This is a genomic window from Bradyrhizobium sp. AS23.2 (assembly GCF_001908185.1).
GTDB lineage: Bacteria > Pseudomonadota > Alphaproteobacteria > Rhizobiales > Xanthobacteraceae > Bradyrhizobium.
This window is the reverse complement of sequence record NZ_LGHM01000010.1, coordinates 40,593-66,494: the sequence shown is the minus strand read 5'-3', so window position 1 is coordinate 66,494 and position 25,902 is coordinate 40,593. Positions and strand designations below refer to the sequence as shown.

At 60.0% G+C, this 25,902-nt stretch carries 25 protein-coding genes and 1 pseudogene; 18 read left to right on the top strand and 8 right to left on the bottom strand.

The window, feature by feature from the left end; genetic code table 11:
- The first annotated feature begins 84 nt into the window (after window positions 1-84).
- The 5 genes and pseudogenes from AC630_RS02045 (at window position 85) to AC630_RS02025 (ending at window position 3,992) form a co-directional block, all read left to right on the top strand.
- On the top strand, window positions 85-1,032 hold the full coding sequence (locus tag AC630_RS02045) for a PEP-CTERM sorting domain-containing protein (protein ID WP_167561116.1): 948 nt from the start codon (window positions 85-87) through the stop codon (window positions 1,030-1,032).
- Between the two features lie 180 nt (window positions 1,033-1,212).
- Window positions 1,213-1,452, top strand: coding sequence for a hypothetical protein (locus tag AC630_RS02040; protein ID WP_074116812.1), 240 nt, complete (start codon window positions 1,213-1,215; stop codon window positions 1,450-1,452).
- A gap of 240 nt (window positions 1,453-1,692) precedes the next feature.
- Window positions 1,693-2,322 (top strand): hypothetical protein, encoded by a 630-nt coding sequence (locus AC630_RS02035; protein ID WP_143197742.1) that lies wholly within the window; start codon window positions 1,693-1,695, stop codon window positions 2,320-2,322.
- Between the two features lie 700 nt (window positions 2,323-3,022).
- Window positions 3,023-3,124 (top strand): annotated as a pseudogene (locus tag AC630_RS48175) (PEPxxWA-CTERM sorting domain-containing protein); the annotation flags it as partial.
- Between the two features lie 217 nt (window positions 3,125-3,341).
- The gene (locus tag AC630_RS02025) at window positions 3,342-3,992 is read left to right on the top strand and encodes an Npun_F0296 family exosortase-dependent surface protein (RefSeq protein WP_143197741.1); all 651 of its coding nucleotides are present in this window, start codon (window positions 3,342-3,344) and stop codon (window positions 3,990-3,992) included.
- Window positions 3,993-4,535: 543 nt separating this feature from the next.
- Here the strand turns inward: AC630_RS02025 and AC630_RS02020 are convergent.
- The 7 genes from AC630_RS02020 to AC630_RS01985 all read right to left on the bottom strand — a co-directional run bounded on the left by AC630_RS02020 (window position 4,536) and on the right by AC630_RS01985 (window position 13,733).
- A complete protein-coding gene (locus tag AC630_RS02020) occupies window positions 4,536-5,201 on the bottom strand; it encodes a PEPxxWA-CTERM sorting domain-containing protein (RefSeq protein WP_083636096.1) in 666 nt (221 codons plus the stop codon).
- A gap of 895 nt (window positions 5,202-6,096) precedes the next feature.
- On the bottom strand, window positions 6,097-6,768 hold the full coding sequence (locus AC630_RS02010) for a PEPxxWA-CTERM sorting domain-containing protein (RefSeq protein ID WP_074116807.1): 672 nt from the start codon (window positions 6,766-6,768) through the stop codon (window positions 6,097-6,099).
- Window positions 6,769-7,005: 237 nt separating this feature from the next.
- Entirely contained in the window at window positions 7,006-9,537 is a 2,532-nt protein-coding gene (locus AC630_RS02005) for an NfrA family protein (protein ID WP_074116806.1), read from the bottom strand.
- Window positions 9,538-9,791: 254 nt separating this feature from the next.
- Complete coding sequence (locus tag AC630_RS02000; protein ID WP_143197740.1) at window positions 9,792-10,760, bottom strand: alginate O-acetyltransferase AlgX-related protein; 969 nt, start codon at window positions 10,758-10,760, stop codon at window positions 9,792-9,794.
- Window positions 10,761-10,776: 16 nt separating this feature from the next.
- Window positions 10,777-11,835 carry an alginate O-acetyltransferase AlgX-related protein gene (locus AC630_RS01995; protein ID WP_074116804.1) on the bottom strand — a complete coding sequence of 353 codons (1,059 nt, stop codon included), beginning with the start codon at window positions 11,833-11,835 and terminating at the stop codon, window positions 10,777-10,779.
- 9 nt (window positions 11,836-11,844) lie between these two features.
- Window positions 11,845-13,176 (bottom strand): MBOAT family O-acyltransferase, encoded by a 1,332-nt coding sequence (locus AC630_RS01990; protein WP_208866946.1) that lies wholly within the window; start codon window positions 13,174-13,176, stop codon window positions 11,845-11,847.
- Window positions 13,177-13,235: 59 nt separating this feature from the next.
- On the bottom strand, window positions 13,236-13,733 hold the full coding sequence (locus AC630_RS01985; protein WP_245330230.1) for a hypothetical protein: 498 nt from the start codon (window positions 13,731-13,733) through the stop codon (window positions 13,236-13,238).
- Window positions 13,734-14,290: 557 nt separating this feature from the next.
- On the opposite strand from AC630_RS01985, the gene AC630_RS01980 reads away from it, so the two are divergent.
- The 11 genes from AC630_RS01980 to AC630_RS01935 all read left to right on the top strand — a co-directional run bounded on the left by AC630_RS01980 (window position 14,291) and on the right by AC630_RS01935 (window position 23,859).
- The gene (locus AC630_RS01980) at window positions 14,291-14,575 is read left to right on the top strand and encodes a hypothetical protein (protein ID WP_074116801.1); all 285 of its coding nucleotides are present in this window, start codon (window positions 14,291-14,293) and stop codon (window positions 14,573-14,575) included.
- 1,292 nt (window positions 14,576-15,867) lie between these two features.
- Complete coding sequence (locus AC630_RS01970) at window positions 15,868-16,311, top strand: hypothetical protein (RefSeq protein ID WP_074116799.1); 444 nt, start codon at window positions 15,868-15,870, stop codon at window positions 16,309-16,311.
- 7 nt (window positions 16,312-16,318) lie between these two features.
- Entirely contained in the window at window positions 16,319-17,530 is a 1,212-nt protein-coding gene (locus tag AC630_RS01965) for a hypothetical protein (protein WP_074116798.1), read from the top strand.
- 137 nt (window positions 17,531-17,667) lie between these two features.
- A complete protein-coding gene (locus tag AC630_RS01960; RefSeq protein ID WP_074116797.1) occupies window positions 17,668-18,516 on the top strand; it encodes a P-loop NTPase family protein in 849 nt (282 codons plus the stop codon).
- Between the two features lie 91 nt (window positions 18,517-18,607).
- On the top strand, window positions 18,608-18,775 hold the full coding sequence (locus AC630_RS45170) for a hypothetical protein (protein WP_167561115.1): 168 nt from the start codon (window positions 18,608-18,610) through the stop codon (window positions 18,773-18,775).
- Window positions 18,776-19,136: 361 nt separating this feature from the next.
- Window positions 19,137-19,529 carry a hypothetical protein gene (locus AC630_RS01955; RefSeq protein ID WP_074116796.1) on the top strand — a complete coding sequence of 131 codons (393 nt, stop codon included), beginning with the start codon at window positions 19,137-19,139 and terminating at the stop codon, window positions 19,527-19,529.
- A gap of 300 nt (window positions 19,530-19,829) precedes the next feature.
- Window positions 19,830-21,485 (top strand): MobA/MobL family protein, encoded by a 1,656-nt coding sequence (locus AC630_RS01950; protein WP_074116795.1) that lies wholly within the window; start codon window positions 19,830-19,832, stop codon window positions 21,483-21,485.
- A 364-nt stretch (window positions 21,486-21,849) separates the two neighbouring features.
- Complete coding sequence (locus AC630_RS45165) at window positions 21,850-22,011, top strand: hypothetical protein (protein WP_167561114.1); 162 nt, start codon at window positions 21,850-21,852, stop codon at window positions 22,009-22,011.
- Between the two features lie 250 nt (window positions 22,012-22,261).
- A complete protein-coding gene (locus AC630_RS01945) occupies window positions 22,262-22,720 on the top strand; it encodes a GIY-YIG nuclease family protein (RefSeq protein ID WP_143197738.1) in 459 nt (152 codons plus the stop codon).
- Entirely contained in the window at window positions 22,705-23,205 is a 501-nt protein-coding gene (locus AC630_RS01940; protein ID WP_074116793.1) for a DUF4357 domain-containing protein, read from the top strand. Before AC630_RS01945 ends, AC630_RS01940 begins: the two co-directional genes overlap by 16 nt.
- Before the next feature lie 12 nt (window positions 23,206-23,217).
- Window positions 23,218-23,859: a hypothetical protein gene (locus tag AC630_RS01935; protein WP_143197737.1), complete on the top strand. Its 642-nt coding sequence runs from the start codon at window positions 23,218-23,220 to the stop codon at window positions 23,857-23,859.
- Between the two features lie 147 nt (window positions 23,860-24,006).
- Here the strand turns inward: AC630_RS01935 and AC630_RS01930 are convergent, their stop codons facing one another.
- The gene (locus tag AC630_RS01930; RefSeq protein ID WP_074116791.1) at window positions 24,007-24,219 is read right to left on the bottom strand and encodes a hypothetical protein; all 213 of its coding nucleotides are present in this window, start codon (window positions 24,217-24,219) and stop codon (window positions 24,007-24,009) included.
- A 223-nt stretch (window positions 24,220-24,442) separates the two neighbouring features.
- Between AC630_RS01930 and AC630_RS01925 the strand changes: the two genes are divergently transcribed.
- The gene (locus AC630_RS01925; protein WP_074116790.1) at window positions 24,443-24,982 is read left to right on the top strand and encodes a hypothetical protein; all 540 of its coding nucleotides are present in this window, start codon (window positions 24,443-24,445) and stop codon (window positions 24,980-24,982) included.
- A 1-nt stretch (window position 24,983) separates the two neighbouring features.
- Window positions 24,984-25,865 (top strand): hypothetical protein, encoded by an 882-nt coding sequence (locus AC630_RS46150; protein ID WP_074116789.1) that lies wholly within the window; start codon window positions 24,984-24,986, stop codon window positions 25,863-25,865.
- The last annotated feature ends 37 nt before the right edge of the window (window positions 25,866-25,902 follow it).

Genomic DNA, 25,902 nt, shown 5'->3' with positions numbered 1-25,902 from the left:
AATTAACGACAAGCCCGCGGGAGTAGGCTAAATACCGAATTAAAATGTTCCCCAGCCTCGGGGATGGACGCCGGAGAATTTGGAATGCTGTCTCGCCCGTTTTCAATCGTCGCTTTTCTTGTCGCGGGTTTGGCTTCGTCGGCAGCTTCGGCCGGCATTGTGACTGTAACTAGCTATGACATGGTCAACGGAAACGGCGCGGCCCAGTACACGACGCCGACCGGCGGTCAAAATTACTTCGATTTCACGTACACCAAGAACGGCCAGTCGACCCCCGATCCCATGGCGGGGGTGAACGGGTCCCCCAGCTCCATCCCGAACAATTCCAATGCCACGAACGTTTTGACCGGCGGCACTGGCAAGCTGACGGACGGGGTTATCGCGACCAACAATTTTTCACTGGTCAGCGGGTCGAACGGAACGATCTCTAACGGTTGGACCACGGCGGCGTCGCCGTACTACGGCTCCCTCAATGGACAGGCCAGCCAATATGTCGGTTGGAAGTATCAGGACCCGACGATCGTCTTCCATCTGGCGAGCGGGTCGATGGTCAGCCAGATCAATCTGTACGTCGCGGCTGACGGATCTGGAGGGTTGGTCGGAGCGCCCGGAAACGTATCGGTTACGATCGGTTCGACCGTTCTTAATTCGTCGCAATACACTCAGGTGATTTCGCCCTATACGGGAGGCAACCCGTACGCCTCGAGCACGGCCCTCATCACGATCACCTTGAACCAAGCGATCTCGTCGAGCGAGCTCTTTACACTTCAGCTGTTCCGTGGCGCCCTTGAACAGGATGGCTACGACTATGAGAAGCAGTATTGGGATGCGAGCACTAATACCTTCAACGATCCGCTGAGTGGGTTCCAGGAGAATGCATGGGATACCAAGCTCGAGCCGTGGATCATGCTGAGCCAAGTCCAGGTTCTCTCCGCTGTGCCGGAGCCTTCAACCTGGATGATGATGATCGCTGGTTTCCTCGGTATGGGCATGCTGACCCTCCGTCGCCGGCGCCAACTCACTACAGCTTGACTGGGATACTGACTTCCATTGGATCCCGGAGCGTCGAGCGCCCGTAGTGCGGGAAAGCTTGCCCATGCGGCGGAGAAGTCACGCTGCACAGAAATTTCGCGATGAGCGGGAACCGCCGCTTCATACGTAAAGAACTCAGTGGTAAGTGGGCATGCCGGCTCCGCAAGGGTTCCGAAGAACATGCCCAATCAAATGCCCGACTCAATTACGCGAGTCCTGCTGGCGGCGCTTAACGCCGCGGACGAGGTGGTCGAACGTAACTCGGAATTTGCCGAGCCGGTCAGCGCCGAAGCGGTGCCGGTAGCCAAAGCCCTGGCAGGGCTAACCAGCATGCAAGTCCTGGATGTCGCCGACGACCGTCAAAATCGTTTTGCGGCAACGATTCGCTTGAGCATGGATAAGTTCAGGGCGGCATCCTGACGCCTGTCGCCGCTGGCAGGTGAGCCGACTTGTCGCCTCTTCGGAGAAAATTCGCGAGGCGCGGTGCTTCTGATTCGGATATACTCGGTGTGACGAATCAATAAGCGTTCGTTTCAGTATCCCAACAGTTCAGACAACGTCGGCTCACGAGAGGTTTCTTTCGTCGCGAGTCCGTTGGGCGGTGCATGTGCGCTGCTCAATCAGGAATCATGTTTTTATTTTTGGATGAGGAACGAAACAGTGAAGATTCTCACGCTTTTTGGGGCTGCGGTCGTCGGCTCCATGGTTATGGTCACGCCGGTTCGCGCAGCGACCTATTTGACGGAAAGCTTCAGCTTTACCGGTTCGGTCTACAGCGTTGCCGGCAAATTCACGTATGATCAGTCGAATGGTCAGCTGCAGTCGATATCCGGGAATGTCGTAACTGGCGGCGTGACGGAAGCGATTACCGGTCTCGTGCCGGCCGACTACTCTTTGGGTGTGAACAACTTCTACCCAGACTTAAGCGACCCCTACAGATACTTCTCCTATGACAACCTGTTCGTCGCGGGAGTATTTACCTTTAATGGTGTATTGTTTTCTTTTGGCTCAGGCAATTATGGCGGCTTGTACTATAATCCTGAGCCGTTCCTCACAATGTGGTTGCCTGATGGCCCAACAACCCCGGCTTCCGCAGATGGCTTGGATTGCCCTGGCAATCTCTATTGTCCAGGGGTTGCGGGGACGCTTAATTTCGCTGCCGTCAGCCCCGTACCCGAGATTTCAAGCTGGGCGATGATGCTGCTTGGCTTCCTTGGCATTGGTATCCTGGGTCGAGCTGTTCGTCGGTCGTCCGAGGCTCGCCGACAGCTGCTCGCCGCTTCGCGCTGACCCCGCTACTCGAACGGACGGGGGCAATAGGACGTTCAGTGAGGTCATCTTGTTTGGTTAAATTCACCTTGCTGCAGTTAAAGATATTTATGTCGAGATAAATATTCTTTTGACAGGTCCTGTCGGCCTCTCTAATCACTGAATTCTAATTCGATAATAGGAGCGTCTCGTGAAGCGGCTTTTGTCCGGTCTGGTTGTTGTCTCCGCGCTCGCTTGGTCGCAGGCTTCTCAGGCGGCAACCATCATTTTCGAGGATAACTTCAACACCACCACCACGCAATCTCTCAACCAGACGATGTTCACGAACTGGACGGTGACGTCCGGGTCGGTTGACGTGATTGGCGATAACGGACCTTATGCATTCCTGCCGGTTGGCAATGGCAATTATGTCGACCTCAACGGTTCGACCGGCCAGCCTGGCCAGCTGACCACCAAGATGGATTTTGCTGCCGGTACCTACCTGGTTAGCTTCCAGCTGGCGGGTAGCCAGGGCGGCGCCGGCAACGTCGATCCGGCCCAACACACCACGACGATCGGCTTCTCGCTGGGGGGCTCTTCGCAGTCGATCACCCTCAACCCAACCGATCTTCTGACCACCTATTCGTTCTGGTTCACCACAAATGGCGGAAAGTTGAGCTTCACGGACCTTTCTGGCGGTAACCCGAACGTCGGTAACCTGCTGGACGACGTTTCGGTCTCCGCCGTCCCCGAGCCGTCGACTTGGGCGATGATGATCCTCGGCTTCCTGGGGGTCGGTGCCATGGCTTACCGACGTCGCTCGATGCATGTACATGCCGCTTGAGCTAGTTTAGGCTTTAATGTGCGGGCCGCTCCCATTCGGGGCGGCCCTTTCCATTTTGCGCGTCCGATGCGACCTAGTTGCGGACGGTGTGTTCACGCCCGAAGGCGAGTTAATCTGATATAATTTAATTTATTTAAATTGCGCTGCGCGATTGACTCGCCGCCGTGGTGGAGTTAAAAAATCCTTGCCGTTGTGTAATTTTATTAAGGAGGTCAAATTGAACAAAGTTTCTACTTTGGGGGCTAAGCTCGCGGCGCTCGCGCTCTTGGCTTCTGTGCCGTCGATCGCGAACGCCGCGGTTGTGGAAAGCGTTGGCAACGATCCGAGCCTGACCATTCTGTCTCTGAACCTTAACAACACGGGTATTACGGGTGTTGCTACGCAGTCAGGCGGTGCAGTTTACAACACAACGCATCCTGGCTATGCGGCAATGCCGGAGCCGGACACGGTTGGCAATTTTCTTGCTGCGGGTCCCAGCAATAACGGTGATGCGACCCTGAGCTTCATCAATCCGCTCAGTTATTTGAGTTTTCTGTGGGGTTCGCCCGACAGCTACAATCTTCTGACGATCACGACGAGCCTGGGACATACCTACACGTATACGCCGAGCCAGGCTGGCGTTAATCCGATTAATGGCGACCAGCAATACGCACAATACATTCAGTTCCACACCAGCGGCGGCGAGTATATCACGTCCGCTACGTTCGGATCGGGCAGTACCAACGCTTTTGAAGTTTCGAACTTCACCGTAGCTGCGGTCCCCGAGCCGACCACTTGGGCGATGATGATCCTGGGCTTCCTGGGCCTCGGCTTCCTCGGCTATCGCAAGAGCAGCAAGACGGGCGGCGCTTCGTTCCGTCTCGCCTAATGCCAAGATACATCGGTTGACGTCGAAAGGCTGCCATCACGGCGGCCTTTCTAGTCTTCTGTACCTCGCGCTGGATCTGTAGACAGCGCGTCAGCGATCTAAGAAGGAGCTTGCGATGGAAATCATTGGCACATGCCTCAACTGCTTTCCGGCATCCGGAAGCTTCCTCGCAAACGCCGGGATGGCGCTTGTCGCTCTTGGTTTTGCGATCTGTCGCAGTGCGGCTAATGGTGGCAGGGGCGCTAGCTTACGGTCTTCGTAGAGGAAGCATGCCCGCGGTGCCTCAAGACCCTATAGGCCTCGTCCGAGCCCTGCCAGCCGGGGTCCAGTAACCCCAATCCCCCTCAGGCTCCGCTGAGCCTGTGTTGGCCACGTGGCTGAGTAGAGGGCTCTCTGCGGCCGGGAGTGTCCGCTCCTAAAACTAAAAACCCCAGCTCCGGGTTTAGATCGGAGCTGGGCTTAATCTTGTCGGAACGCCTGTCTGGGGCGGGCAGGCTAGATCTGAGTCGATCAGTCGTAACTTCGGGTCCTCAGAGGGCCCGATCAGGCCCGCGTGCCTGCTATAACCCGCTTGCGACGATAGGTCATGAAGCCGAGGCCGCTGAAGCCCAGGAGCATCATCGCCCAAGTGGAGGGTTCGGGGACGGGACTTGTGATCGTCGCCGAAAAGGTGGCGTCCCTGTAGTTCACTGAAGTCCAGCTGGGCCCATCGGCGAGGACGTTGGCAAACACCATATTCCCGAGATTGGGGATCGAGTTGGAGTTGCAGCCGGCGAACGGCAAACAATCTCCGACGGTCGCCAAGCCGCTGTTATTGGCGATTCCGTAGGTGCTCAGGAACGCAACGTACGTCTGGTCTTGCGTGACGTTGACACCGACAGGCGAGAAGTTGAGAAGGCCGGCTGCTCCGGACACCACTGAACTCTGCCAGAGCAATGTGGTCGGCTTGTACCCGTCCCACGCGTAAACTGCGCCGTACAGCCAAGGGATGGTCGAGCTATTCAATGTGAACTGAAAATCTGTCAGCGTTCCCGTGATTGAAGCGGTGAACGTCTGTCCCACGAATTGCGTCTGCTGACCGCCGACCGGCGCGCCAGAAAGGTACAGAAAACTATCGGTGTTGGTTGGATTGCTGATCACGTCAGCTGAAGCAGGGACCGCATGGGCCAGAAATCCTGAGATGGAAAGTGCAGCTACTTTACGAAACATCAAAGTCAACTCCCTTTTCTAGAGTACGGGAGACGTCGCACGCGGGTTCCAATGCCTTGATGACAGTGAAGCAACGGATGTCCGGGCAATTTGCCGCATATCAATTCGACGGCGGACAAGGCGGGCGTTTGCGCTCGTGCACGCTACCGTCGGACTAAACTTTCGTAGGGGCTTAGGCGTCTTGCCCGAACACGCTTGCTGCTCTCGTTTGCGGCCAGCGCTCGTCGAATATGTTCATCTTTATAAACGGGCGTTCATGCTGGATGCGCGTTTCATTTCGTTCGCCAGAAATCGAATTGACGGAAACTCTGCAAGGGCGCTAGTCTTCGCCCCGATACCCACACACGGAAATCTATTGCGCACGTTCGGATTTTCGCGTGCTTGGTTCACCGCATGGAGTGGTGTTGCCGCTCTCGATCGCGGTGGTCGGAATTTCACTGTTGAACGTGGTCACGGGAGTTTGATCGAACCACGTTGCGCGTCGCGTGACGAATGTTTGGTTCGGTGAGTGTGGATTTAGTGCGTTTTGCTTCTCGTTATACCTTGGAATACCTTGGAGATTTTTATGAAGGGCGCATTTCCGAAGGGACGGAAACCACGTGAATTGAAGAAGGCCAAGCGTACGCCAAAGAGGCCTCCAGTCGCGGAGACCATCGCGGAGCGTTATTTCGAAGTGTTGCGGCTAAGGCAGCGCGTCCTTGAGGCGGATACCTGGCGCCTCGACCGTCACTGAGGAACGAGAGATGCGCTCGCTTTACGTCACGTCACTCGTGGTTGGGATGGTTGCCTGGCTCTGGGCACTGACCGCGGGCGTTGCGTGGATCTTTGGCGCATAGTGCCGGCAACAAGAAAAAGACCGCCCGAGGGCGGTCTTCGACGTTGAATGCCTGGGCGATCAGACTGCGCCGTTCGACAATTGACCACGGCGACGATAGGCGAGGAAGCCGACGCCGCAGAAGCCGAGGATCATCATCGCCCACGTCGAGGGCTCAGGCACGGCTGCAACCGGCGTCCCTTCGACGAAGATGCGAATGCCATCGTCAAGAGTCATCCAATTGCCGAAAAAGGCACGAAAGAACGTCGGATCGCCGATCAGATCATTCGAGGCGACCATGCCGGCAGAGCCGTTGGCGCCGAATTCACCCGATCCGAAAATCACGCCATACGTGCCAGGCTGAAGCTGAGCTTGAATGCTGGCGGAAATATCCACGGCCGTGTTTCCGGGCACAGTCCCCGGAGCGGGACTATGGAGCAAGGTATAGGCCAAGGCATTGTTGTTGACGCCGATGTTCGACGGATTGAAGCCGGGAGGGAGCGCGATGATCGCGCCAAACAGGTCTCCAACGGCGTTGTCGAAATTGGCGCCGATCGACGTGATGTTGGTCGTCTGGGTGAGCGTGAAAGCCGCACCGATCCAGGAATTCGAGTAGATCGAATAGCTGCCCGTGTCGGTGCTTCCGACAGTCGCTGTTTCCAGGATTGAAGCAGCCTTCGCCGAAAAAGTTGATGCCCCGAAGAGAGCGAACGCTAGAGCGAGAGCTCGTTGATTTGTTTTGCCAAGTAACATTGGAACCTCAATTGCAGTATAAGCGCAGAAGAGGCTAGTGAGACCGGTTTACAAGCGTGTGACGGATCGTTTCATAATGATGAGGTGAGCACGAAAGGTGTCTCCGATCGTGCCGCGCTTCTTGATTCCGAACGCTCGCACGATCAGATGGCATCCGGCGACGTTGCTGGCTTCCGTATCGGGCACGTCCGTTTCTCGCTCCCATTAAGGAAACGCTCTCAACTCCTGAGGTTGGACTTAGTAGTTGATCGACGTTTGGGCGAAGATACCCTCGGCGCGCTTGTCGCCAGCAAGTCTGAAACGATACTGCAGCGTCAGCTCCCAATAAGAGGGCGGGGCAGTATATTTTGTCTCGCCGAACCAGTAACGGATCGAGCCGCCGAGGCCAGCGGAATAGGCGTCGCGAACTGCGAAAGAATCGTCATAGTTGGCCGCGACGACGGCGTGCGGGAAGAACACAAGGTTTTTGCTGATCGGATCTAGCCGGAAGCTATGACCGAAGCGGCCTTCGAACAGCCCGATCAGCTGCGTCTTCTCAAAGAAACGATCGACCTCCGTGTAAATATACCAGGTCGGCCAATTGGTATCGATCGCCCGCAAGTCGGTCCCGACCGTGTAGGAGTAGGCCGCTCTGAGCAGCGTGTCGTCGCGCGCTGCGTCACCGAGCCTGAACAGCTTGTCGACCTCGAAGACAAGATTGTGCTCGGAGAACGGCTTCCATCTCGCGCCAACCATGCCTTGCGTCGTGGGCAGCCCGGTGGGGCCGCCGGCTTGATCGTACAGGGTCTCGAACACGCGGCCGAAAACCTCGAACAGGGCGCCGTTGCGATTTCCGAACGCTTCGGGCCGGTAGTACAGCTCGGATCCAAATTGAGACGTATAGGTGCTCGCCGGCGAATTGATCGTCAGGAAAGGATTGGGGGCCGATCCAACCTTGCCGTAGGTGATTGCGCTGTTGAGCCCCCATACGCGTGTCAGATCGGCGACTGTCCGCCGTGTCTCGAATAGCTTCTGGTCATCGATGTTGATGCGTCCGTCCGCTTTCGCATCGATGCCTTCTTTCAGGTAGGCGATGGCCTTTGGATTTTGAAACTGGCGCATCGCCGTATAACCGGCATCGATGGTCGCTCGCGGAGGCAGCGTCCCCTTGGCCTTCGCGCGATCGAATAGCTCCAGGGCGACCTTGTCATTGCCAACCGCAACGCCGATATAAGCGACGTCCGCGTCCCTGATCGACTCGAGTTGGCCGCGAGCAATCGCCGCATCGAAGATCGCGCGTGCTTCGGGCTTCCGATCGAGCTCCAGGAGCGTGTTGATCTGAGCCTGGATTGCACCGTCTCGCTGAACGTTGGTGATCGATAAGCGTTCCGCGGACCTGAAGTCACGCAAGGCTTCTTCCTTGCGCCCCAAGCCTTGATACGCGTATGCGCGCCGAATGGTGAATTCATAGTCGAGGCCGATGCGCGGAATAGCACGCAGCGCCCGTTGTGGATCCTTGGTCCTCAGCGCGGTATCGACCAGCGCGAGACGGACATTGCGCATTTGCTGAGCTGGAAGCCCACGGGCAAGTGCGGTGTCCCAATCCGCCATAGCGCCCCTTTCATTGCCGATGCGGCTGCGCGCAAATCCGCGCTGGGCGTAGATCTCGGCGTTAGCCACCCCTTCCGCGATCGCACGGCTCGCTGTGGCTTCGGCCTCGGCCGGCCGGCCTGCGCTGAGCTGCAGGTTGATCAGCAGCAGTCGGTTGCTGGCGATCTCGGGCGTGTCCGCGACCGCCTTTTTGGCTTGCTCGATCGCCACGCCGTAGTTCTTGGCTCGGGCGGCCTCATAGGCCTTGCCTGCCGCCTCGATGCCCTCGGCCTTCTTGTCGGTGGGCGTGGCAACGCTCTGAACGAGTGGCGCTTGCAGGCTGCACACCGAGCCGTAGGGGGTGTCACGGCAATCCTGCACGGGCATTGGCATGAGCTTGCCATCGCCCTTCAAGGTCGCCTTGCCCTCGGCAACAGCATCCGCATCGCCGATCCGCGTCACTACCAGCGGATCCGTCTTGGGATATCCCTGAAGCAGGGCCTGAGCGGCGCGATAGTCGCCGGAAGCAAGCGCAGCGTCGGAAGCGATCAATCGAATCTGCTTCTTCTCACCGTCGGTGAGGTCGGGGAGGGCAAGAGCTGCATTGAAATCGGATGTGGCGAGTGTCCGATTGCCGAGCTTTTGGTAAATATAAGCTCGCCAGACGAGCGGCACGTAGTTGCCGGGATCGAGCTTGATCGCCTCGGATGCGGTCTCGGCGGCACCGGCAAGGCTATTGTCGGCGAGCTGGGCTGCCAGCAAGAGCAGGCGGTAGGACATCACATCCGGCCCGTACTCCACGGCCTTGCGGGCAGCGCGAATGGCGGCCTTGGTGTCACCCCGTTCCAGCGCCTTATAGCCCTCGCCTGCAGGTTGCTGCGCAAGGCGCTGGCGAATACTGGCTTGCCGCGATTCCAACTCCTGGTTCGCGGAAAAGGTCGCCAGCGCCGCCGTGGTCGCCTGTTCAGCGGAGGCGAGATTTCCTGCGGCAACCAGCGAGTCGATCAGCAGCAATCGCAAACGGAGAATGTCGGGCCGTAAGGCGACCGAGGCTGCAGCCCGGTTTGCGGCGGTCTGATAGTCTCCCTGTCCAAAGGATTTGTACGCGTCTTCCGCGGCGCTATAGGCTTCGCCTTCGAGCGGACGATCCGAGTCTGCGGTTTGGGCGGCCGCTGGGGAGATCAAGGCAAGCGAAAGCATAAGGCCGCCGAGGGCAGCCCGCAGCTTACGTCGACCCGGACGTTCTGCGCCCCAAATAACCATAGCCCCCACAGGCAGTAAAACTTACGTTGTATTGAATAGCTGAGCCGGCGCTCTGGCGGAACCGGAATTCAGTGTTCGCGTGCAACAAGATCTTCAAAAGTCATGCTTTTCCGACGCATGTTGCGCAATTGCTGCGGTATTTTGTCAGCAGTTTCAGGCAGCAAACCCTTTGTCAGGGAAAATTAAGCTTTTCACCGATTTTTCAATGCTTCCGTTACCTTCGCTCGCCACTCCACAGGGCTCGCAATACTCTGCGAAGCCCATTCGCCGACCGCGTCAGGGCCATTCTGAATTTGCGCCTCGTTGAATTGCCAGACCAAGTATCTGACCGAGGCGGGGGTGAATTCGGCTGATTGGAGATATTGCAGGAGCGTGGCCCACGGCCCCACGTCCCCGGGATTCCACTTCAAGGCGACCGGTCTGTCGATCTTGTTGGACAAGCGTTGCGGAAAGCCGAAATAGGGCTGCACGAAGCTATTGCCAACGACAGCGACCGGGGACGGGTCACCGTCGAGCAGTCCGGCTGCAGGCTTGACGGAGGTGCGGATGACGTAGGCTTCCGGTCCGATAGCTCGCTTCCGCTCCGGCGGCAAGAAGTTGGCAGCAAGATCGCCGAGATGCCGATCGTTCATCCATTCACCGAGTTGCGTGCCGCTGCCGGGGTTGCCGGGAAGAGGTCCCTCCGCGGTGATCACGCCAGCCACGAGATCTGCCGTCGCCTCGGCGGCGAAGGTAGTCCAGTGAAAATCAGTCCGGTAAAAGACCTCCTTCTTCTCGGCGACGACCGTCTTGAACGCGTCTCGAATGTCGGGCGCATTGACCCCCGCAGCGCGGAGTTCAGTGAGGGCCCTGTCGTAGCGTCCCCGCACGGCTTCCGACATTGCTGCTGCGTCGGGAAGCAGGCTTTCATAGTAGCGCGGCTTCAGCGGGACCACGGCTACGATCAGTTTGATATTCTTCTGAGCCAACAGGTGGCCGACGTCCGAAATAAGCTTGATGGACGCGCGCTCGGCGTCCGGCTTGGCAAGTGTAAGGCTTTCCCAGCCGGCAAAGAGCCAGTTGGATTTTCCCTCGAGGACAGCATCGCGCGCGACCGCGGGCGACGCGAGCGGCGCAAGTGCGAGGAACGCTGCAGCAGCAGCCACCATCAATCGGGTCACGCTTGGCCTCACTGGATCACCTCGTTTGGCGCATGAAATTCTTCTCGGCCTCACTCGGGGGAGAAACCAAGGATCGCATCGGCCACTCCCATACCACGGCCGTGGCCTTCGCCAAGCTAGCCGGTCGCTTCTCGAGCATCTCGAGCAGCGCGCCAGCGAATCCTCCGCCGGGCTGGCTGACCTGTGCCACTTCTCTGGCGAGAGAGGCCTGGAGATACTCGGAGAACCCCGAATTTAAAGAGAAGGAGGATCCGGCAAGAATGACCGACGGTTCGGGCGTGTCGTCGAGCAGTCCGCCTGACCGTGCGATATCCAGTTTTAGCTCACGCTCATGTTCGGGCGCCGGCGCGAGCACTGGTGGCGCATCGGTCAACCCGGACAGTCTCGCGAGGTCACCCGTGCGCCGACGCATAGCTCCTTCGACAAGCTTGACAGTGTCCTGTCCAGGTTCGAATGCGCCCGCCATAGTCCGCGCGATTTGATTGGCCGCAAATCGTGCGCCGGACTGATCCCAGTGTGTGTCTGTCTTCCAATAGCCCGGCTTCGGCCAGTCATTGCGGAGATCGACGACAAGCGCGCCTTCGATGCGGGCGAGTTCGGTCCAGAATTGGTCTCGTAGCCGTGATTGCGCCGCCGTGATGCCGCCGCATAGCTTGTCTTCGACTTCGTCTGCCTTGTCGGGTACAGGAACGATGATGAGCCGCGCGCCCGATTGCTTGATGGCACGGACCAGCCGTTGCAACAGTTCCCCCCGCAGAGCCATATTGTCGCGGTCGTGGCGTTCGGCTCGCAGTTCTTCCATGGTGTAGAGCCAATCACCGCACCCGGCGCGGACCTGTGGTCCAGCGTCGCCGAGTATCCGGTACTGCAGCCCAGACACGAGGCCGTCGAGCGTGCCGCTTCGCGGCACAGCCCCGAAGATGGCCTTGTCTATCTTCTGGGCGAAACGGCCGTCGGTGAGATCATTCATGGTCGTCGTTCTCAGCACTTCGCCGAGCGCTTCGCGGCCTCTGGTCACCACCGCTACAAGTCCCGAGAAGATCACCGCAAGCACGAGAAGCGTCCTGACGATCACGAATTCCCCCTAGAACTGGAAATACAGGAAGGGAATTACGGTACGGCTCTGCATTGTCCACAAGGCGCAGAGCCACAAGAGCAGCGCCAATTCGAACGGTGGGCGCGCGATGTAGCCCCGCAGAGGATAGTGCGGCAGCGCCGGGGCGTAGATCACGAGCAGGCCGATGCAAAGCGTTAGGAGTTCAGTTGGCCTCGTGGCCGCACTCATCGGTGACGACGGGAATAGTCCATTTTGTCCCAGTAGTCCCGACATCATCGTTTGGGCAACCTGCCAGTCCTGGGCGCGAAACAACAACCATCCGACCATGACGAAAGCCATTGTCAGGACGTGGGATATGAGTCCTGGGATCGCGGGTGCACCGGTTGCGCGCCAAAGCCGTGCCGCGATCAATCCCAGCCCATGCCAAACGCCCCATACCAGAAACGTCCAGCTTGCTCCGTGCCAGAGGCCGCCAAGCGCCATCGTCACCAGCAAGTTGAAATACGAGCGAATCTTGCCAGCACGGTTTCCGCCAAGCGGTATGTAGAGGTAATCGCGTAGCCAGCTCGACAGGCTGATGTGCCAGCGGCGCCAGAATTCGGTGATCGATCTGCTCAAATAAGGATTGTCGAAATTCTCCGGAAATTTCAGGCCGACCATCAGGCCGAGCCCGATCGCCATGCTGCTATATCCGGCAAAGTCACCGTAGAGGTGTAGCGTGTAGGCCACGACGGTCAAGGCGACATCAGCCGTGCTGGGGTTGGGCAGCGAATAGCCCGCATCGACGAGGGGCGCGAGGGTATCTCCGAGCAGCACCTTCTGCGCAAAACCGAGCATGAAACGGCGCCATCCCTCGGTGAACTCTGCAAAGTCGAAGGAGCGCGATGCCAGCCGTTCTGCCACCGACTGGTAGCGCACCACGGGACCCGCGACCAGGTGGCCAAACATGGCCTGGTAGGTGGCGTAGTTCACGAGGCTTGGCTCGGCGGCGACCGTCTTTCGGAATACATCCACCGAGTAGGAGATCGCGCCGAACACGAAGAATGAAAGACCGATGGGCAGGGGGATCGCTGTCCAATGCCCGATCGGGGCACCAAGGGCCAAAGCGCTTTCAGCGAGGAGGTTGGCGTATTTGAACCAGATCAGGCTCGCGAGCGGCGCCACGATAGCTGCGAGCAGGGCGAATTGACGTTCGCGGCCTGCGCTTCGAACGATCCAAAGGCCCGTCGCCCAGGACCAACAAGCGATGGCAACGAGGAGCGGGAGGAAATCGAACCGCCACCAGCCGTAGAAGATCAGGCTGAACAGGAGGATCGTGGAATTCCGCAAGCGCGCAGGGGCGATCGCATAGGCGAGCAAAAACAGAGGCAGAAAAAGAAAAACGAAGGAATCGCTGACAAATACCATCGGCGCGCCGCCTAGCGCTCCCGATAGGGTTCGGTCTCATCCAGTTGGTCGGTGAGACGAAGTCGCTCGGCGTCCTTGCGAAGGAATACGCTGTAGTAGTCGCCAGCTCGCAGTTGAGGAAGCATCAGAGTGGTGGCGTTACCTTCGCTGCAAGAGCCCTCGAGCTTTGCAACCACAGGATTGATGGATCGGGACTGGACGGAGGCAAATGGAGTTTGCTGAAAGATCGTGGGACCGTCGGCAATTCTTAGTGTGGCCGTGCATCCGGGCACCAGGTTGAAGAAGCGAAGCCTGGCTTTCAGCCCGTCGCCGGAGTTCTGGCCCTCGTCAATGGATTGGACGGTCCAGGCCGAATTGGTTTTCGAGATCACAAGGGTGAGATACGCCTCGGGGCTCGGCACGATATCTTTCGAGATCGTAGAGCCGTCGACAGAGAGGTTCAGGGGCTGATTTCCGGGAACGGCGCGATACGAGCTTGCCCCTGTGGCCTCGCTGATCCGAAGATCCATCGAGTTGACCTGAACCTGAGGAACATTTTCGCCGAACGCGATGGCGATCCTTATGAAGGCGTATCCCGGGGGGCGGTCTTGTCGCGTACAGGCGGCCGAGCTCCTGTCCCTGGAGAGGAGGCATGACGATTGAAAGGAGGAGGAGTGCGGCAAAGCGGCACAGCCACAGGCAAAGGCGACCGCTGGAAGATGAGGAAAGGGCCATTTCGGGGGGCGTGGTTGAATCGCGCCTAGACATAGCATTCAACCATGGAAGCTGAAACCGGCGCGGGCATCGCCGCTCCTCGCATGGCAAACAGACTTGGTTAGTGATTTCCTTGGGCGGGAATGCGCCTCTGATCAGGTGCTTCTGGCCGTCGAGCAACCAGGCCTAGTCCGAGGTGGGTCTGTCGCGGGCACCGCACAGGTACTCGATGTGGCAGATACATCGCAACTGCGGATTAGCGAGAGCCGGGTGGCAATGGGCCGGTCTGGGTGGCCTTGTCCTGCGGATAGGAGACTATTAAGACAGTTAAACTCGGTCGGATTTGAATCGGGCGGATCAGAGGGGCGGGACAATGCTGAAACTGGCTGGAGCAATCGCCGGTCTTTCGATGATGTTAATCGGCGAGGTATCTGCAGCGCCGCTTTTGGCCCAAGCCACCACGCCTCATGCCAGCCCTCCGCTCGAGCAGGTCAAGGTAATCTGCGACCAGCAAGGGCGCTGTTACCGTCCGCCGGTCCGCAGGCCGATCGCGCGCTGGGTCTATGGGGACGGCAATTTCTACGGCCCATATGACGGGCCTGGCTACTACGGCGATCCGCGGCTGCGATATCGGGTATTTCCGTACTTTTGGTGGTAGGCGTCTGAGGGCACCGCCGCGTGGTGGCCGTTACGTGGCGGCAGCTGACGGGTCTCTTCAATGCTACGTGCAGTCGCGAAGCCGTGCCGGACGTCACTGACGCCTTCGAACTCGGGCTGTCGGCTTGAACCACCATTTGCGTGAATAGTCCGGGCTAGGTGTCCATCGAGGAGCGCGCGGGCATCCAACCTTGGCTACATCCAAACCGTTCCTGCAAAATATAATCCGCCACCGATTAAGTCGGACTATTGACCGCACCTTATAAAATCGCAAATAATAGAATTTATTTAAAATTCTGAGTATTTATCTTGGTCAGTGCGCGGAGCCTATTAGGGGGGGCGGCTTGTTGAGGCGGCATGCGGCGCGGCCTCGGAACCGTTGCCGGTGGGTGTCTGCTTTCCACTGGCCGTCACGGGCCCGATCCCTAATCATAGCCGAGTATCGGGGAGCGATCTAATGGGCCAAGCCGAACTGCACCTCACCCATCTGCGACGCCTACAAGAGGCGCTCGAGAGGATTGCGACCGACCTTGACGAAATCGAGGGACGATCCCACGCGCGCCTTCGTTTCATAGCCCAGGATTTGAGCGATGATGGTCCGGCTCGGAGCCTCGAAACGTGCGTCTCCAATTTTCAGATTGCGGTAAGAGGCCGCTTGGCAAATTAAGGAAGCAAATCTGAATTTTTGCTTCGAGTTGTCCGGTGAGTGATTGCCCGCCGCCCGCAAGCTGAATCCTGTGGCGGCGGCAGAGACCGGCCGATCGCTGTGACTTGAATCGATGGCGCGATCAGCAGTCCGGACAGGGGCCGCGTCTTGTCATTCTCTTCGCGATCGGTGCCGGTGGCTTTTCCCCGACGATGTGACCACCGACGCTAAGCGCCGAGCGAGGCGCCCGCGTGGCACGGAGGCGGAACGGTAGCCGTTGGGTTCGGTCGCATGCACTCCTCCCACAGGCAGGTTCGACCAGGGTGCCGCAGGGAGCGACGATCTGATGGGAAGCGTTTCGCGGTTTACTGCCATTTGCACTGAAGCGTTTTGGGGGAGGCACTGGCGAACGCACCTCCAAAACAACTGCCTTCGTCGTCCGAAAGAGGGCTCGCCTGTCGGCTCTTTCAGCTCGGGTGTTGCTCGATTGAGGCCGAGATACGCGGATTTGTCGGCAACTGTCTCCGGGCCGGAATATTTGTCTCTCCCCGATATTCAACCGGATCTCGGGCGATTTATCTGGACATCGGCTGCTTCCTGCCCCCGATATCAACGGCTTAAAACTCTGATGACACAACGAGATCAACATGAAGGCGTGCCTTTCCGCGGACATTCTGCAACCCGTCATCGACGCGCTGGCTCCAACGGGGATGGGCCGCCCGAAAACTCAGGCGGTGATTACCGAGCACCTTGAATTGTTCGAAGCGATGCTCGAGGCAGGCTACACCTACGAGCAGATCGCCGGCGCGCTCAACGCCGGAGGCGCGTTGAGCCGGAAAGGAACTCGCTTCAAGGGCAATTCGCTTCACAACTGCATTTCGAGAGCCAAAGTCGCGCGCGCCGGTAAGCGGCCGGCAGCCGAGATCGGCGTCAGGGCTCCCCTGGCGGATCACAATGTAGCGACAGCAACAACCTCAGGCTGGGACCAGGATCTGTCTCCGGAACTTAGCGAGTTCAAGCAGCGCATCAGCGATGCGCAATCTTTTGCCGCCAGGGGCGAAATTTTGTTTGACAGGACGAGGCGCAAGTAGCTCGGCTATGTGGTCAGACGATGATCGTGGGGAGCTCGAGCGTCTCCTCCACCGCATTGGCATTCCTGCCGACCAAATCGAAATCAAGATTGTTGAGCTTGAGGAGGCGAAGCTATCGTTTCGATGCCGGTGCGAGCGTCGCGCAAATTCGCCCCAGATCAGTGCGGTGGTGTCGCAGCTCGGTGCTTTAGCGGACGCGGCGGAGCGTGTGTGCTCGGGACATAAGGCTTCTATCCCGGACCAAATTCTTTCCGAAACGTATGACGCTTTGGTGGGACGCTATCCATTTTCGAACGTCGACATGGCTGCCGTCACCCTTGAAACTTTTAGAAATCCGGAGGCAATTGCGAGCTCCTACCGGAAGGCGGTCGTAAATGCTTCCGTCGAGCCCCACGTCGTGAATGCGGCGATGCGTCAGCTTCCAGACGAGCCCCATTTGGTGGCCGTCCGATCGATGCCTTTTCCGTTTGCTGCGGCCGACGCGTACTTTTTCGGCAATCTGCCCGAGCCCAAGGCAGCCAATCTTCGGCAGCGTCTTGAAGATTTCATTGCCGGGATGCCCAAGGAGGCTTCGTCCGTTCTTCGACAGGTGCATGAGGCGGTACGCCGCGCCACACGGGATCCGGCGCAAGAGAATACCGGTCGCCGAACGCTCTACGACTGGGCTGAACCGGTGCCGGTGGCTCGCTTGGCGATCGATGTATTCCAGGTGGTGCTCGAGCCCGCGGTCGAACGCCCGAGAACCGCGGTTCAAGCGCTTCTGGCACAGATGATCGACGTCCTGATCGACGATCAGAATTCGGATCGCCTGCGCCAGGACGTTCTCGGATCCATGTTGACCATCTGGGTGGCGATCAATCAACACCGGCTGGTCGCGCAGCGGCTCTCGGGAATACTGGACGGCCGGTCGGAACGGGCGGAAACGCCGCGCGAGCGGCGCCGGCGAGATCTTTGGTTGGCGTGCCACGAAGCGGTCATTAGCTCGTCCGCTGAACTCTTGCGACGCGCCCATATGGGTGACTTTCATCATGTGAACCAAGTTCGGAGCGACCCAAGGGCTCCTGGAGAGAAGGGAGCGATGGTCATTGCAACGAAGACGCGCGCAACAGGACTGCCGGTGCCAACCATCGATCTTGGACCGACCTCTCAAGCTAAAACGGACGCGCTGTTTCTCGTGAAGCTTGCGCGCGCCTGCAAGCCTTGGCTGCGGAGCGGTTGAAGATAGGCATCTGCCGACGAAATACGACAAAATACGACGAATAACGACATTTTACGACATTTCTCACCTCGGGTTCGTGGGGGCTTTCGATTTCCCATTGTGCCCCATTCGGCTTCTCATCATCCAAGGAGAAGCTCATGCCGAAGATCAAAACCTCCAATCCTGCCGTCGGTTGGTATCTCATTGTCGTGCTTTCGGCCCTGGGCGGGCAGGGCAAGACGCTGTTCACCGAGCTCGTCACCCTGCTTCTGCGCTCGGTCGGCTACCGCGTCCACGTCTTTTCGGCGGACGTACAGCAGCGGTTGCGTGCCAAGCTCGGCGACGACGTCGTCACGATCGACACCGATCTGCTCGAGGCGGCATCCGAGGATCCGCTCGCTCTGTTGCGGGCATTCTCGCCGTTCACCAGCGCCATCGCTCACTCGGCGGAGAATGGCGGCAGCATCGTGCTGGACACCGCGGCTGCGTGGGACGTGCCCGTGATGAAATTCATGCGCGACATGCGTCTCGACCAGGTTGTGACCGAGAGCGGCGGCCAATTGATCGTCGCGCTGGTGACAACGTCCAATCTGGATGCCATGCGTGCGATGACGGCATCCACTGAACTGGTGCGTGGCGCGCTCCCGCTGGCGCGGCCGGTCTGGGTTCTCAACGAGCGGGTTGGCGCCGTTTTCCCGCCGGATTTTGATCCCCGCCTTTTGAACCTCGAGCCGGAACAGTTCGCCAGGATGCGCGCTGACGCCAGCGCAATCGTCCTGCCGCGCATGGATGACCGGTTGTGGCAGCCCGTAGACCGCACGCCGGGTTTGAACCTCATGAAGTTTGTCACGGCCGATCCCGCGCGGCTTGCCCCGCTGTGGGCCGACCATGCGGGTAATCCCTTGGACCGGTTGTCTGCGGCGGTCGTTCAGCGCCGCGTCGCAAGCTGGATCGCGGTCATGATGGAGGCGGCCCACCAGGCCGTGGGGTTTCCCCGCGCCAACTAGGCTCACCGCGCAGTTCGAACATGTCGAGCGGCGGGGGCACGAAGCCGTCAGAGACTTAATCCAGCGCCTTGCCCGCTCGAACACCAGTTTCATGCTGTTGCACGATCTTCCCCTTGCCGTGCAGTTGATGAAACCCTCGGAACGCAAGCAACTCGCGTTGCTGCGCGCTCGCCTGGTTCGGGAGCGCATTGGCCCGTGCGAGCGTGCGTTGCGCCGGGTCGGCCGCTGGATGGACATGATCCGCGCGAGTTGCAGATGACCTGAGCACTCTTTCGCACAGCCGTGAGATAGCTGTGTTGGAAGAGGCAATTCGAATACTTTGAGCGTGAGGTGAACGAGCAGGTTCAGCGAACCAATGAGGCCGCCGTCGCAATGGAGCTGACCGGCACCAAAAAACAGGTCGAGTGGGCCAACCGCATTCGTGAGAAAGTGGCTGTTCGTTGTTGAGCGGGAAATACCAGCGCACTTTTGCCGAATCTTGGGAAGGCGCGGCCCCTCTCCGGAGGCGATCGAGCGGGCCACGACCACCGTGCTCGCCGTGCGCCCCGGGTGCAATTGATGAGATCATTGCTTACAGCGGAGCTGCCTGGTGGATCGATTTCCGGTCTTGTCTTGAAACGATGGTTAATCAGCCGACGGTCGCAGCGATCAAGTCTGAATGCTCGGCCCTCCTCAACAGTGACGATGCAACCGTTGTCGAAGTCTTGGAGCGGGTACGCCGCGGCGAACGGCTGACGGTTGAAAGCGTCAAGGAATGCATTCGCCGCGCCAAAGATAAGGCGAAGGAGCCGGTGCGCGCTGGTGCTGACGAAATGTCCGCCATGGTCTTGGAGATGCTCGACATCTCCAAGAAGGCGGCGCTGAAGAAATTTCTCGGAGATAAACCCGGGCCACACGATCGCCACTTCGTGAAAAATCTCCGCGAGCAACTCGCCAAAGATCAGCGTCAGAATAAGCCCCGCCTGCCGTTGCCGTTGGCGCACCGGCTGCCTCCCGCTCTCGCACCCGGTTAATGCGGCTGGGTCGGACGTTTTCGGTCACGCGATTTCGCGTGCGCTTTTTGGCGCGCCTGCCCGACCTTTCCTGGGTCGAACGGAGGCCACCGTGGTGCGAAGACTCTGGCATCTCGTTAACGAGCCCTTCGGAGCTATCGCGAAAGCTTCCCTGCGGAGGCCTGATTGTCGCTGTGCGGAGCGATTTCACACTTGATGAGGGAGCGGTCTTCAGACGGTCTCGTATCGGCCTCGGGACTTGCTGGACGGGGTGCTAGCGATTGCGGGTGTCCTTTATACGTTCGAGAGTTCGAGGTCATCGTGCCGTTCTGCTCCATCCACTTCGGCGTTGTTCCGACTTCCCAGAATTACACGGCTATCGCGCGCTTCGCTTACCAAACCTGTTCGGCCGCCGCTGATCGCTTCAGGAGCGTCGACTACCAGTGCTATGCCGGCTTTCACGTCGGAGGGTGTGTGCTGCTGCCGCCGGGCGTGCCCTTGGAATTCGCCCAATGGGAGAATTTTTACAAGATGGCGGCTTTCAGAGAAACGCGTCGGAACGCGCAGGACGGCCGAATTCTTGATTTTGCGCTCCCGCGCGCGGTGCCCCGCGAGCTGCTGTTGCCCCTCGCGGCCTTTACTTTGCTGCCTTTCGTCCAACTCGGGATGGCGGTACGGCTCGACGTAGAGTGCGTGCCCGCGAGTGACGATAAGCCGAACCCGCACGCTCACGCCTGGCTCGCGCAACGCGAGCTGGAGCAAGACGGTTTCGGTCTGAAGGAGCGTACTTGGAACACGCTGTTCCGACGCGATGGCGGGAGGTACGTGCGGGCCCTGGTTGCTGCGAGATTGACGCTGGGTTGTGCGATCCTCGGCGTTGATGCCTACGTTGATCCACGCCGCAACGATGAGAGGGGAGCCGGCATTCCGGAGCAGCGCCTGCCCCGGGTCGCGATCAAGAAGTACAACGAAGGCAGGCATGTCCATGAGTTCGAACAGCTGAAGGCGAGCCGTCGGCTGAAGCGGGCTCGCGAGGCACCGACGCGTTCTCCGGAGCCGGAGGCTGCAAACCTGACGGTCACGAACGCCGCCGTTGATCGTCTCGTTGATGAGGAGGCCGCAAAACTCCGGAGGCGGTTCGCGGCTGCGGCGGAGGAGGCGGGCTATGCGCTGGAAGGCAACGTGGATGCGGCAAGGGGCTTGCCGACGCTGTCGTTGACCGGAACGTCTGTCACCTTCGACGGTTGGGCGTTCAGGATCACGCCAACGGGCACTTCGGAGGATGCGGCAATCATCACGCGCTTCGTGCGCCAGCTTGACTGGCCCGCTCTGGTGATCGAGGGAGGTCCGCGCCTTGCCGACGTGATGGCGATAGCGGCCGCTGACGAAGATGTGTTCATGATCAATCGAGCACCCTCCGCTGCTGCCCGGGATATCATCTCGCTGGCATTTTTGTCGGAGCTGAAGGCGGCGATCGCACGCCATGATCCGCTCGGGGTGGCAGCAGAATTCCTGGCGGATTTCGAGGCGAACACGGCTGGCGTGCAGGTGGACGTGCCCGAGCCTCCAATGCAAGTGGATGCAGCCAGCGCAGGCTATCTTCAATCGGCGGCAGATCTGGTGTCTGCGAATATTGTTCCGTTCCAGCCGGGCAAGGTCGCCGAGACGGCTTTCGCGTTGCCGTCCATTCTCACGACATCCGGCAAGGACGCTCGCGCCGTGTCCACCGACTCGGACGTGAAGCAGACCGTCGGTGCACCGTCCGAAGCGATCGAAGTTATGGAAAGCCTGCCGGACGGCAATTCGTGGAAGATCGGCCCTGATCCGGCCAAGCTGGCGCAAACTGCTCTCTTTCTCCAGTCCTATGCCGATCGCCAGCGTCAAGATCTGGAGAGCGTCGACGAGAGCATCCGTCGGATGCACAATCGATCGTCCGGGCTTCGCAGCGTGTCTGCTCGGCCGCCCCCCAGACGTTAGCTTCCCCCCTGCCCACGGAGGAATCCCAGGCCGATCTCGCGGCGGCCTGACAGCATTGTGGCCGCTTCGGCGGTCAGAAGGAAAGTGTTCGGCGCGCCAAGCGCATTCCGTCTTACGGCGTGTATTGGCGGTGGGCCATTCGCGAGCGAGGGCTCCCTCGATCAGCAGAACACCGACCTTCTCGAGGGACTGTTGCTTAGATATCGTTAACTATGAATCCTGGAAGGAATGCCGCGCGGCCTAGAATATTCCGTGAACAGGCGGCATATTGGAGGTTGCCTTCGCAATCCATGCGAAGCGGCCGCCGTCGGTGCTTCCAACACCGACAGACGGCCTGACCATAATCGACCGATAGGAGTCAATCATGGCTACCGAAGCTTATACCGCCGATTCGGCGTTCGTTCTCTCGTCCTCTGCGATGCCGAGTGTCCGGTCCCATGTGACCGGCGGCTGCGCTTTCGTGCCCGGTGTCGGGCAGACTGCGCGCAGCATGTCCTTCTCCACCATCACTCCCTCCATCGGCTAAGGCGCGAGCGCGAGGCTCGACGTCATGCGGCGCGACAGCGTCGCATGAATCGGTCCCGGTCCGCGCCATGCGTTGGCGATTCCGCCGGTCGGGGACGCAAAATCCTGGCGTCCGCGATTTTGCAGAACAGGCCACGCAAGCCGCGGTGACGGCCTACGTCCTGCCACGTTTGGCAGGGCGTCCAGCGGCGCGTCACCGGTCCGATGTCGTCGGCTTCGCGATCTTCTCAAAGGAAGGAGAGATCGATCCAATGAATTTTTCCAACGAAGCTATTCCGGTGCAGCCTTGCACCCATACGATTTATCGCCCGTTTGGCGGGATCGAAGGCTATCGCCAGATCCGCGATCCGGGCGGCCGGCTCGCCGTCACGGCCTGTCCGCTGGCGATGGTGAGAAGCCTGGCCGCGACCGGTGATCTGTCCGCGTGCTACGTGATTGCAGGGCAGGGCAGGGCCTATATCGGCGCGAGCAATCGAGCGCTCAAGTGCGTCGCCGAGCACGCCGAGGGTCCCGCCAAAGCCTTCGCCGCGGAGGCCTTCCTGCTCCACGAGCAGGAGCCGCACACGTTGGAGTGGTCGGCGCGGCTCTACCTGGAGCACCGTCTGACCGGCTCGCCAAAGAGGCTGGTCTGGTCGCCTTGGCCAACACGATGGAGCCGCGGGTTCTGCCCTGGCCTGTCGAGCAGACCGCAACGATGGAACGGCTGGTGACGGATGGCCGGCGCTTGTTGTTCGACGCCGGTTGCAGGATTCTCAACGGAAACCTCGCCAGCCAGCTTCCAGCGCAAGCCGCGATCCAGGCCGCGATCGATGACAATCAGGATGTCGACGAGGCGGTCGAGATCGAGTTGCCGATCACACTCCCGCCCGAAGGCGAACCCACACTTGAGCTCGACTACTGCGGCATCTGGGCCCGGGGCTATCACGGTCATGAGGGGTTTGTGGTCACGGCGGGCTCGGAGGTGCGCAACGTCCAGACCCCCAGCCTCAGGAAGAACATCAAGCGGCTCCGCGCAGACCTCCTCGGCAGGGGGGTCGTGGTGCCGATCGCCGGGGTCAAAAATCGCCTGCGCTTTCAGGTCGCGTGGCCGTTTTTCTCCGCTGCGGTGGCGGCCAAGTTCGTCACCGGCGCGCATGTCGCCGCGACCAAGTGGGTGCGCCCGCGCACCCTCGCGCCGATCGCGCGCGCGGAATAGGAGGGCTCGGCCATGTCCAATTCCAGGAGGATGCCGGGGCACGAGCCCCGGCAAGAGGCTGGTCTTCCCGGCCACCATGGCGCGGGCGGCGCGTCGATCGGAAAGACCGAAGCATCCGGGAGAATTTCAAAACGTCCGCGCGATGGCCACGACGACAGGATCCTCGACGCCTCGTCGCCGGTCGTTCGCGCGCTGCTTAAGATCTCGCCGCTGCGCTGGTGGCGGTCGGCGCCGGCCGACGCGTTCCGGGCGGCAGAATATCTTGAGGTCCGGTCCGCGCTCGAGGACGTCGCAACGCTGATCGAAGGCGCCGAGGTCGAGCCGGCGCTGCAAGGCGATGCGGATGCCGCGATCGCGCTGGTGCTGTCGCTGATGCCGATCACGCGGGTGGGCGGCATCAAGACCGACATCGCGATGACTGCGGTGCTATCGCTCGCGCTCGGGGGCGAGCTTAGATGTGCGCTCGTGCTCGCCCATGTCCTTGATCGCGCCGAGCCCGATCCGCGCCGCGCCGATCAGCTGTGCGGCTCCTGGTTCGAATTCCACCAGAACCACTCGGTCTCGCGAGGCGGCTTTGCTCCGGCCGAGAACGCCGTGCTGGAGGCACTCCGCGCATTCGATGCCCCGCGCGCCCGCAAGGAAGGCCGGGCATGAAGCGTCAGCCCGCCTGCAGCCTCAAGGCCGACATGGTGCCGGTCGAGTCAGAAAGCCGCGCGCGGACGCATTGCACGCGCAGAGCGCAAAGGCCGTCGAGCTCGCAGCGAGAGGCACCATCAGCGGGCGCATGCCGATTGCGCGTGGCTAACCGGGCTCGCGCCTTGGTGCCTTGTGCTTGCGCCGTTCGAGCCAGTCGCGGGCGGCCTCCTCGAGGATTTCCGAGGCCGTGGTGTCGTCCTCGAGGGCGGCCCGCTTGATCGACCGGATCACCTCACTGGACATGGTCGCGAAAAAATTCCGTCTTGGCTGCCCGACCGGCGCCTTGCTTCCCTTAGCGGATTTTCCTGCGTCAGCCATGAGCTCTCCGGCGGTAGTGAAGGCGAAAGGGAATCGCACGGCGGCGCGAATCTCTCGAAGTGGAATGACTCTAGGCAGGGTTCGGCCAAATGGCCACAGGCAGCGTTGGACATAGGGACATGTGAAAGCAGCTACATAGATAGCTTGCAATCTATATGAACATTGACATGGATATATGTTTGTGGTTTGTTCTCGGTCGCGGCGATTGTGGTTGGGGACTGTGATGGCGCGTTTGAAGAGGGAGTGGCGGGTCGCGCTCGTGCGTGCGTATCCGGATCTGTTCCACCCGGCCGGCGATCCGGCGGCGGTGCAGGCCTTCCCCGACGTTGGCGACGGTTGGCGCGATCTGCTGGAGCGAGCCTGCGCCCGCATCCGCGCTGCGATCCTGGCCGATAGCGGAACGTTCAGGGCGACGCAGATCAAGGAGAAGTACGGAACCTTGAGATTCTACTGGGACAGTGGGCTGTCGCCCATGGCTGCAAGCAGGGCCGAGGAGGCCATTGATCTTGCGGAAGCTCGCTCCGCCTGCACGTGCGAGGTCTGCGGAGAGGTTGGCCAGCTGTATGGCGACGGTTGGTTGACGACGCGCTGCATGGCGCATGCCGAGAAGCGGAGCCCGGTCGAGGTGCGGCCAGGGTTCGAGATCCTTATCAAGGAATGGTCCGTCCGTGACCGGCGCGTGATCCGGTGCCGCCGCTACGACCGCGAGGCCGATCGCTTCATCGAGGTCGACCCGACTGCTTTTGCAAACGAGGAGACGTGAGATGGCGCAGGTACCGAACTGGCGGACCAAATTGATTGAGAACTATCCTAACCTCTTGCATCCTCCTGAGGGACAGCCGGAAGCGGCAGCCAGCTACATCAGCTGCGAGGAAGGGTGGCACGATCTGCTCGCGCGCCTGTGCGTGCGGATGCAAGCGGCGCTGCAGCGAGGCGAGACGATCCGTATCCTTCAGATCAAGAAGAAGTCCGCCACGCTGAGGGTCTACTGGCGCGGTGACGTGACGCCTCTGACCATCGCCCGGATTCACGAGGCTACTGCGGTTGCCGAGGCGCGCTCCGCCTGCACATGCGAGGTGTGCGGCACGGAGGGGGAGCCCTACAACCTTGGCGGAGCCTGCATAACCCGCTGCGCTACTCACGCGAGAGGTGAACTGGTCCCGGCCCCGCCTGGCCCGGAGAATGTCCATCTTGTTCGTGTCGCGACGCCAGGTCGCGACCGGGTCGTAGCACGGCGCTACGACCGCGAGGCCGACCGCTTTGCCGACGAGGATCCGACAGGTCTGGAATCGAAGAGACGTGAGACGATTGTGACCGAGAACTGGCGGGTGGATTTGATGCTGACCCATCCCCGCCTGTTCGAGATCGTGCAGGACGACCCGAAATCGTCTTTCGGCTATCCGAACTGCGCGGAGGAGTGGCGCGACGCCCTGGAGGAGCTCTGCATCAGCATCGAAACCGCACTGGGTCAGAATGAGACGTTCAAGTATTTTAAGATAACACAGAGACTGGGCGTTCCCTGGATCGAGTGGGATGGCGAGGTCTCGGGCGATACCGTAGCGAAAATCGATGAGGCAAGCCGCCTCTTCGGCGCATTCGTGCTCCGCTCCTCTAGACTTGACGGCCGGGAAAAACCGCTGCGGTGAGTATGAGGCAGGGATCACGTCGACGCGTTCCCGAACA

Bases quoted from the DNA above. Each gene is read 5' to 3' on its own strand.
- AC630_RS02040 (WP_074116812.1), top strand. From the start codon at position 1,213: ATGCCCAATCAAATGCCCGACTCAATTACGCGAGTCCTGCTGGCGGCG.
- AC630_RS02010 (WP_074116807.1), bottom strand. From the start codon at position 6,768: ATGTTACTTGGCAAAACAAATCAACGAGCTCTCGCTCTAGCGTTCGCT.
- AC630_RS01935 (WP_143197737.1), top strand. From the start codon at position 23,218: ATGTCCAATTCCAGGAGGATGCCGGGGCACGAGCCCCGGCAAGAGGCT.
- AC630_RS02005 (WP_074116806.1), bottom strand. From the start codon at position 9,537: ATGCTTTCGCTTGCCTTGATCTCCCCAGCGGCCGCCCAAACCGCAGAC.
- AC630_RS02045 (WP_167561116.1), top strand. From the start codon at position 85: ATGCTGTCTCGCCCGTTTTCAATCGTCGCTTTTCTTGTCGCGGGTTTG.
- AC630_RS01955 (WP_074116796.1), top strand. From the start codon at position 19,137: ATGGTTAATCAGCCGACGGTCGCAGCGATCAAGTCTGAATGCTCGGCC.
- AC630_RS01940 (WP_074116793.1), top strand. From the start codon at position 22,705: ATGGAACGGCTGGTGACGGATGGCCGGCGCTTGTTGTTCGACGCCGGT.
- AC630_RS01985 (WP_245330230.1), bottom strand. From the start codon at position 13,733: ATGGATCTTCGGATCAGCGAGGCCACAGGGGCAAGCTCGTATCGCGCC.
- AC630_RS01930 (WP_074116791.1), bottom strand. From the start codon at position 24,219: ATGGCTGACGCAGGAAAATCCGCTAAGGGAAGCAAGGCGCCGGTCGGG.
- AC630_RS46150 (WP_074116789.1), top strand. From the start codon at position 24,984: ATGGCGCAGGTACCGAACTGGCGGACCAAATTGATTGAGAACTATCCT.
- AC630_RS01980 (WP_074116801.1), top strand. From the start codon at position 14,291: ATGCTGAAACTGGCTGGAGCAATCGCCGGTCTTTCGATGATGTTAATC.
- AC630_RS45165 (WP_167561114.1), top strand. From the start codon at position 21,850: ATGGCTACCGAAGCTTATACCGCCGATTCGGCGTTCGTTCTCTCGTCC.
- AC630_RS01970 (WP_074116799.1), top strand. From the start codon at position 15,868: ATGAAGGCGTGCCTTTCCGCGGACATTCTGCAACCCGTCATCGACGCG.
- AC630_RS01965 (WP_074116798.1), top strand. From the start codon at position 16,319: ATGTGGTCAGACGATGATCGTGGGGAGCTCGAGCGTCTCCTCCACCGC.
- AC630_RS02020 (WP_083636096.1), bottom strand. From the start codon at position 5,201: ATGTTTCGTAAAGTAGCTGCACTTTCCATCTCAGGATTTCTGGCCCAT.
- AC630_RS01925 (WP_074116790.1), top strand. From the start codon at position 24,443: ATGGCGCGTTTGAAGAGGGAGTGGCGGGTCGCGCTCGTGCGTGCGTAT.
- AC630_RS45170 (WP_167561115.1), top strand. From the start codon at position 18,608: ATGCTGTTGCACGATCTTCCCCTTGCCGTGCAGTTGATGAAACCCTCG.
- AC630_RS01960 (WP_074116797.1), top strand. From the start codon at position 17,668: ATGCCGAAGATCAAAACCTCCAATCCTGCCGTCGGTTGGTATCTCATT.
- AC630_RS01945 (WP_143197738.1), top strand. From the start codon at position 22,262: ATGAATTTTTCCAACGAAGCTATTCCGGTGCAGCCTTGCACCCATACG.